The 1,468-nt window shown below is 69.9% G+C and carries 1 protein-coding gene; it reads right to left on the bottom strand.

Annotated features, from left to right (window positions below; translation table 11 throughout):
- The coding region (gene ligA, locus ER13_RS17285; protein ID WP_035311387.1) for an NAD-dependent DNA ligase LigA at nucleotides 1–1,241 on the bottom strand (1,241 nt) is incomplete at its 3' end.
- Between the last annotated feature and the right edge of the window lie 227 nt (nucleotides 1,242–1,468).

Genomic DNA, 1,468 nt, shown 5'->3' with positions numbered 1-1,468 from the left:
GCGTCGGCGGGGCGCAGGTCGGGGACGACGCCCAGGATCTGGGGGATGACGTCGCCGGCGCGTTGCAGGCGGACGGTGTCGCCGATGCGGACGTCCAGACGTTCGATCTCGTCTTCATTATGAAGGGTGGCGTTCCTGACCACGACCCCGCCGACGGTGACGGGGTGGAGCCGAGCCACAGGCGTCAGGGAGCCGGTGCGGCCGACCTGGATGTCGATCCCCTCCAGCACCGTGGTCGCCTGTTGCGCCGGGAATTTGTGGGCGATGGCCCAGCGGGGGCTGCGGGCGACGAAGCCCAGGCGGCGCTGCCAGTCGAGGCGGTCGACCTTGTAGACCACGCCGTCGATGTCATAGCCCAGGGTCGCGCGGTCGCGTTCCAGTTCGCGATAGACGGCGATCAGGCCCTCGGCGCCCTCGACGCGGCGCGAGCGGGCGTTGACGGGGAAACCCCAGGCCTTGAGCTTTTGCAGAGCCTCCCACTGGGTCTCGGCGAAGTCGCGGGAATGTTCGCCCCAGGCGTAGGCGAAGAAGTTCAGCGGGCGTTTGGCGGTGATCCGAGCGTCCTTCTGGCGCAGGGAGCCGGCGGCGAAGTTTCGGGGGTTGGCGTAGGTGCGGCGGCCCTCGGCCTCGGCGGCGGCGTTGAAGGCGGCGAAGGCGGCGTTGGGGGCGTAGACCTCGCCCCGGATCTCGATCCGGTCGGGCCAGTCGTCCCCGGCCAGGGTCTGTTTCACATCGGCGATGGTGTTCAGATTGGCGGTGACGTCCTCGCCGGTGCGGCCGTCGCCGCGCGTGGCGCCGAGGGTCAGCCGGCCGTCGACATAGAGGAGATTGGCGGACAGGCCGTCGATCTTGGGCTCGGCGACGAAGGCGATGGGTTCGTCGGAGGGCAGTTTCAGGAAACGGGCGATGCGGGCGACGAAGTCGCGCACCTCGCCCTCGTCGAAGGCGTTGTCCAGCGACAGCATGGGCACGCCGTGGCGGACCTCGGCGAACTGGCTGGAGACGGCGGCGCCGACCTTGTGCGATGGGGAGTCCGGGCGGACCAGATCGGGGAAGGCGGCCTCGACCGCCAGGTTCCGCGCGCGCAGGGCGTCGTAGTCGGCGTCGGAAATCTCGGGCGTCGCCTCATTATAGAGGGCGTCGTGGCGGGCCATCTCGGCGGCCAGCCAGGCCAGTTCTTCCGCCGCTGTCTCGGCGGTCAGGTCTTCGATGGGCGGGAAGGGGGGAATCGCGCTGGACATGTCGTCGTCTCATTACCACGGGCTGACGCCGGGCGATCCGCACGCTAGGCTGAATCATCGTTTACGGAGTCGTCCATGCTGTCCGCCGCCGCCCGATCCCTTCTGCTCGGCGGATGCGCCGCCCTGGCCCTGAGCGGCTGTGTCGAGCCCATCAGCCCGCCGCCGCCCGCGCCGATGCCCGCCGCCGACTATGGCTCGCTGCTGGACGATGTGCGGATCCTGTCGGC

This window comes from Brevundimonas sp. EAKA (assembly GCF_000698025.1).
Lineage (GTDB): Bacteria > Pseudomonadota > Alphaproteobacteria > Caulobacterales > Caulobacteraceae > Brevundimonas > Brevundimonas mediterranea_A.
Note: the sequence above shows the minus strand (reverse complement) of the source record. Positions and strands in the feature narration are given on the sequence as shown.